The 6,366-nt window shown below is 60.1% G+C and carries 7 protein-coding genes; all 7 read left to right on the forward strand.

Annotated elements, in window-relative coordinates:
* Positions 1–41 precede the first annotated feature (41 nt).
* Complete coding sequence (locus WBP53_RS08915) at positions 42–410, forward strand: MGMT family protein (RefSeq protein ID WP_423928045.1); 369 nt, start codon at positions 42–44, stop codon at positions 408–410.
* A gap of 76 nt (positions 411–486) precedes the next feature.
* A complete protein-coding gene (locus WBP53_RS08920) occupies positions 487–1,128 on the forward strand; it encodes a rhomboid family intramembrane serine protease (protein ID WP_423928046.1) in 642 nt (213 codons plus the stop codon).
* A 24-nt stretch (positions 1,129–1,152) separates the two neighbouring features.
* On the forward strand, positions 1,153–2,439 hold the full coding sequence (folC, locus tag WBP53_RS08925) for a bifunctional tetrahydrofolate synthase/dihydrofolate synthase (protein ID WP_423928048.1): 1,287 nt from the start codon (positions 1,153–1,155) through the stop codon (positions 2,437–2,439).
* Positions 2,440–2,569: 130 nt separating this feature from the next.
* Positions 2,570–3,469: an SPOR domain-containing protein gene (locus WBP53_RS08930; RefSeq protein ID WP_423928050.1), complete on the forward strand. Its 900-nt coding sequence runs from the start codon at positions 2,570–2,572 to the stop codon at positions 3,467–3,469.
* Between the two features lie 10 nt (positions 3,470–3,479).
* On the forward strand, positions 3,480–4,055 hold the full coding sequence (locus WBP53_RS08935) for a CvpA family protein (RefSeq protein ID WP_423928052.1): 576 nt from the start codon (positions 3,480–3,482) through the stop codon (positions 4,053–4,055).
* Positions 4,056–4,063: 8 nt separating this feature from the next.
* Positions 4,064–5,542, forward strand: coding sequence for an amidophosphoribosyltransferase (purF, locus tag WBP53_RS08940; RefSeq protein ID WP_423928054.1), 1,479 nt, complete (start codon positions 4,064–4,066; stop codon positions 5,540–5,542).
* 314 nt (positions 5,543–5,856) lie between these two features.
* A partial coding sequence (locus WBP53_RS08945; protein ID WP_423928056.1) for a ferritin-like domain-containing protein occupies positions 5,857–6,366 on the forward strand: 510 nt, incomplete at its 3' end.

Here is a 6,366-nt window from a genome sequence, read left to right on the forward strand (position 1 = left end):
TCGCATGCTAGCGTGTGCCAGTGATGAAGTCAGCGCAAGTCGTGCCAAATACCGACCACCTTCGCATTCAAGCTGTCATCCTGGGCATTCCGACCGGGTGCGTAACCAGCTACGGTGAAATTGCCCATCGATCGGGGCTGCCAGGTCGCGCCCGACTTGTGGGGCGCGTATTGCGCGAGGCGGGTGAGCAGGCGGCGTTGCCGTGGCATCGGGTCGTTCGCGCGGATGGGCGACTCGCGTTTGCTTCAGGCAGCAAGGCCTTTCGCGAACAGAAACGACGATTGGCAGCTGAAGGCGTGACGCTGAACGGCGTGCGAGTAGACCTTTCCCTATTCGGATGGCAGCGCGATCTGGATGCCGAGCTCTGGTCCCCGGATGCGTGGGTGCACGCGCCGCGGAGCGGCCATTGAATCCCGTGTGCTTCGCCTCGACGTTGGAACGTCGGCGCGCCTCCGTGTCACCATGCTTGAAACAGAAGGAACCCGCATGCCCATCGACCTTCCCCCGATTACCCGCAACCTGCTGATAGCCAACGGAGTTGTCTATTTGCTGCAAATGTTGATCGGGGATCAACTGGTCATCCTGTTCGCGCTTTGGCCATTGGGCCCCGAGCGACTGATTCAGGGTGGAGGAACAGTCGGGTTCGAGATCTGGCAGTTGCTGACCTACGGCTTCATGCACGGCGATCTGACCCATCTCCTGTTCAACATGCTGGCCTTGTGGATGTTCGGCGGCGCGATTGAACGCCTGTTCGGTTCACGACCTTTCCTGATTTACTACCTTAGCTGTGTTGTCGGGGCGGCCATCGCGCAGTTGCTGGTCATCAAGTTCTTTACTGGCGGCTTCTATCCGACCGTCGGTGCATCCGGCGGCGTCTTCGGGTTGCTGCTCGCCTTCGGCATGATGTTCCCGCACCAGCGCATCATGTTGCTGTTTCCTCCGATTCCGATGCCGGCCTGGGTCTTCGTGACGGGCTATGGCGCCATCGAGCTTTTCCTTGGCGTTACCGGAACCCAGTCCGGAGTTGCCCATTTCGCGCATCTCGGCGGTATGGCTGCTGGTTTCATCATCATCCAGTACTGGCGCGGCAAGCTTCCGATCAAGCCACGTCGGATCCTCACGCGCTGAGCAAGTCGACGGCGGTCATTGACCTTGCACACCAAGAATCTGGATGACTGGCTGAGCTGGCAGTTGCGCGTCCATCCGCGCGAGATCGAGCTGGGGCTTGATCGCGTTACTGCCGTCTGGAAGGCGCTGGGTGCGCCTCAGCCTGCGCGAGTAGTGATCACGGTTGGCGGCACGAATGGCAAAGGCTCCACCGTAGCTTTCCTGGAATCAATGCTTGGTGCTGCGGGTTATCGCGTCGGTGCGTTTACCTCTCCCCACCTGCTTCGCTACAACGAGCGTGTCCGGATCGCGGGGAGGGATGCTGCTGACTCCGAGCTGATTGAGGCCTTTGCGCGAATTGAAGCGGTCCGAGGGGATGTACCCCTGACCTACTTCGAGTTCGGTACGCTGGCGGCGCTTCTGGTGTTCGCCGAAAGTCAGCTGGATGTCGCCCTGCTTGAAGTGGGCCTGGGTGGTCGACTGGATGCAGTCAACATGATCGACGCCGATGCTTCCATCGTGACGACCGTGGATCTCGATCATCAGGACTGGCTGGGAAACAATCGCGAAATCATCGCGCGCGAGAAGGCCGGCATATTTCGCCGTGGCCGGCCTGCAATCGTGGGTGACCCTGATCCTCCCGAATCGCTGCTGACGGAGGCGCGAAGAATCGGTTCGCTGCTCATTGCCGCAGGCGCTGGCTATCGTTTCGAATCCGCGGCAAATGGCTGGGCCTGGTCAATGGAAGGGGTTCGACTTGAACTTCCTCATGCCGCACTGGATGCGCCATGCCAGAGGGCCAACGCGGCAGCGGCCATCGCCACCTTGCGCGCACTGGATGATCGTCTCGAGTGGAACGTGGATGCAATAAAGCAGGGAGTGGCACATGCGCACGCCAATGCGCGGCTGCAACGATTCGAGGGGCCACCGGAACTGATCGTGGATGTCGCGCACAATCCCCAGGCGGCACGCGTGCTGGCCGAATGGCTGGCCTCCCATCCGACTGCAGGACGCAATATCGCCGTTTTCGGCGCGCTGGCCGACAAGGATGTCATTGGCATTGTCGGGCCCCTGAGGGATCTCATCCATGCCTGGTGCTTCGCGGGGCTCGATGCTGAAAGTCCTCGAGGACTCTCGGCGCACGCGCTCGAGCAGCGAATAGGGATCGCTGGCTTGTCCAGTGACCAATCCAGACACGGCAGCGTGAAGGAGGCGCTGGACGGGGCGCTGGCTCATGCAGGACCTGACGACCGGATCATCGCGTTTGGTTCGTTCTTCGTGGCATCGGCTGGACTGCGCATGGCTGCGGTACGGGCGACGGGCGAAATCTGAACGAAGAGCCTGCATTGCAGCCTTTCGCGTCACCGTCCACAAGCTGCGAAGACCGGTAAAGCCCGACAGGTTGCTTGGGCAGGTATAATCGCCGTGACTTGTCAGCGTACCCATACCCATGGAACCCGCCTTGAAACAACGCCTACTTGGTGCCGTCGTCCTGATTGCACTTGCCATCATCTTCGTCCCCATGCTGTTCAGTGGCAGTGGGCCGAAGCAGGATTCAGCGACCGTCGATCTGGAAATCCCGCCGCCACCGAACCGGGAGTTCGAGACCCGGGTGCTCACGGTTGATGCCGTGAATCAGGATCCTTCACGGCAGGCCGCACAGCCAGCCGCGACAGCAGAGCCGGTGACAGCGGTTGATACCAAGGTGCCACCGCGCGTCGAAGCGATGCCGGAAACGCCAGCGACAGCCGAAGTCAAACCCCAGCCTGCGCCAGCAGTCATCCCGGACGTCCCCGAAAAGCCGGCAACAACGGCCCAGGTCGAGGCGGGCAAAGCTGCCAATGGCGATTTCCTTGTGCATCTTGGCGTTTACACATCGTCGAAGAATGCCGAGGATCTGGTTGCCAGTCTCAAACGCAGTGGATTTCCAGCATTTTCTGAATCGGTGGATTTCAAGGGCAAACAAGCCCAGCGCGTGCGCGTGGGCCCGTACGCAGATCGTGCGGAAGCCGAGTCCGCGCGCATACGCATCAAGCAGTTGAAGAGCGACGTTCCGGGTAGCGTGGTCAGTGTCGCGGGAAATGCGAAGGCAGACGCCCCGTCCAGCGCCGTTCCAGCCACTCGTGCCGGCGGTTGGGCCGTACAACTGGGGGCATTTGCAGCCGTCGAGGATGCCAACAAGCTTGGCGCGCGCTTGCAGGCCGCAGGCTTTGCTGCGTTCGTCGAGGAAGTGAAGTCGGACGGCAAGACACTGTGGCGTGTTCGCGCTGGCCCCGAGGTAGACCGCGCCAATGCAGAAACCTTGCGTGGACGTATCAAGGACAAGCTGAAAGTGGATGGCCTGGTCGTAACCCAGCCGTGAATCCAATGTGATGAACTGGTTTGATTACGCGATCATCGCCACGCTTGCACTTTCCATTCTGGTGGGCTTGTGGCGGGGATTCATCGGTGAAGTGTTGGCGCTGCTTTGCTGGGTAGCCGCATTCTGGGTCGCGTGGATGTTTGGTCCGCTCCTTGCAGAGCAGTTTTCAGGCGCCATATCGGTGCCGTCGGTGCGCGTGATGCTGGCCTACGCGCTCTGTTTCATAGCTGTCCTGATAGCGGGTGCCATTGTCAGCTACCTGATGCGCAAACTGGTCAGCGGTAGCGGATTGTCCGGCACGGATCGGCTCCTCGGCATGGTGTTTGGACTGGTACGCGGATTCGCCCTTGTCGTATTGGTTGTGCTGTTGATGAAGTTCACGCCTGTCGTGCGTGACGACTGGTGGCAAGGCTCGAAAATGCTGCCGACATTCGACAATGGCGCGCAATGGGTGGTTACCTACCTGCCCGAAAGCGTCGCCCGTTACCTGGAACCTGCTGCAGCGGCTGTGCCAGCTGCCGCAGACGCCTTGATCAATCCACCTGCACCCAGCGTGCAGGAACCTCAACCCTCGACTTACCAGTGAACTGAACCATGTGCGGAATCATCGGTATTGCCGGAACTTCTGAAGTCGCAGCGGCGTTGTACGACGCGTTGACGGTGTTGCAGCACCGGGGCCAGGATGCGGCCGGAATAGCCACGGTAGACGGCTCGCGCCTGCGTCTGCACAAGGGCAACGGACTGGTCCAGGATGTTTTCCAGCGCGACGACATGCTGAGCCTGCGCGGTAACCTGGGGATCGGCCATTGCCGTTATCCAACCGCCGGGTCGGAAGGCAGCAATGATGCCCAGCCGCTGTATGTGAACTCACCCTACGGCATCGCGCTGGCGCACAACGGCAACCTGGTCAATACCGATACCCTTCGCCGGGAAATGTTCGAAGACGATCGTCGCCACATCAATACCGATTCAGATTCGGAATTTCTGCTCAACGTGCTTGCCCACGAGTTGCAGATCCAGGAACGGATGGCACTTTCCAGCGACAACATCTTCAAGGCCGTTGCCGGCGTTCATCAGCGTTGCATCGGTGGTTACGCCGTCGTTGCGCTCGTGCTCGGCTACGGCTTGCTTGCGTTCCGCGATCCGCATGGCATTCGCCCGCTTGTGCTGGGCGAACGGGATACGCCAGATGGCAAGGAATACGCCGTTGCTTCGGAGTCTGTCGCATTCGACATACTCGGCTTCAAGCTGATGCGCGATGTCGCGCCCGGTGAAGGTGTGCTGATCACGCCGGATGGCCAATTGTTCACGCGTCAGTGTGCCGAGCCGGTCAAGCACGCGCCCTGCATATTCGAGTACGTATATCTGGCACGTCCGGATTCCATGATCGAGGATGTTTCGGTCTACAAGGCGCGCCTGCGCATGGGCGAACGCCTGGCCGCCAAGATCATGCGGCTCAAACCTGAGCACGGAATCGATTCGGTGATTCCGATTCCGGATACATCGCGTACCGCGGCATCGTCGCTGGCGCAGGTTCTCGGTGTGCCGATGCGCGACGGGTTCGTCAAGAACCGCTACATCGGTCGCACCTTCATCATGCCCGGCCAGAGCGAGCGTGTTAAATCCGTACGTCGCAAGCTCAATCCGATCGGCCTCGAGTTCCGCAACAAGAACGTGCTGCTTGTCGATGATTCGATCGTGCGCGGCACGACGTCGCGACAGATCATCCAGATGGCTCGTGATGCAGGTGCGAAGAGGGTCTATTTCGCCTCGGCTGCGCCACCCGTTCGCTATCCGAACATCTATGGCATTGACATGCCGTCAGCCGCAGAACTGGTCGCCCATGGACGTACCGAGGAAGAGATCGAGAAAGTGCTCGGTGCAGACTGGCTTGTGTTCCAGGACCTGCCCGACCTTGTGGCTTCGATTGCCGAAGGCAACGAGAAGCTGAAGGAATTCGATGCCTCGTGCTTTTCCGGCGAATACGTGACAGGCGTGGAGCCGACATACTTGTCAGAACTCGAATTCTCGCGTTCCGATGAAGCCAAGGACAAGCGGCGTCAGGTGAGCTGAACTCCCGGGAGGGCTCTGGGCCCGACTTTTCAAAGGCCTGCGATGGCTGCCAAATTCCGGTGTTCGCCTTGTGCTTTGGAATCTCTGGGAGCTTGAGCGCCCTTGTTGCAAGACTTGTGCGAATCCCGGTGCGGGTCCTGGTTGCTGGTCAGGCGATGCCGCTTTATGGTCGGATTCGTGAATCGGTCCTTTGTAAATAAGGGCAAGAACAAGGCAAAATCAGGGAGTGCTGATTCGCGTCAGCTATTTTTTTGCCTCCGGGGAGTGGATGGGTGGCCGAGACAGATCTGTTTGCAGCAGCTCGCCGCTGCCTGATGACGGTGGATCCGACCCGGAAAGTGGCAATGGCTCACGAGCTTGCCGCTGATTTTCGTTCGGGACTGCTTCAGGTTTCCGATGATGCCGCGGCGGTCGACTCCATTTCGGCTCCCGGCCGGCCCGCCAAGCCCGGACTGATCGAGCCTCGCAAGCTTCCGCAGCGTGGCCTGGGGAGTGACGAGGGCAGGGCGGCCCTTGTCCATGCGATTGCACATATCGAGTTCAATGCGATCAACCTTGCCTGCGATGCAATTTACCGATTTCGTGGAATGCCCGTTGCGTACTACGCGGACTGGGTCGGCATAGCCGATGACGAGGCGCGTCACTTCGAGTTGCTTGATCGACGTCTCGCAGAACTCGATCATGTCTATGGCGATTTCGATGCACACAACGGGCTTTGGGAAATGGCGGTGTTGACTGCCGACTCATGCCTGCAGCGCATGGCCCTGGTGCCACGCGTGCTTGAAGCGCGCGGACTGGATGTGACGCCCGCGATGATCCATCGG

Source organism: Dokdonella sp. (assembly GCF_049593775.1).
In the GTDB taxonomy this organism is placed as follows: domain Bacteria; phylum Pseudomonadota; class Gammaproteobacteria; order Xanthomonadales; family Rhodanobacteraceae; genus Dokdonella.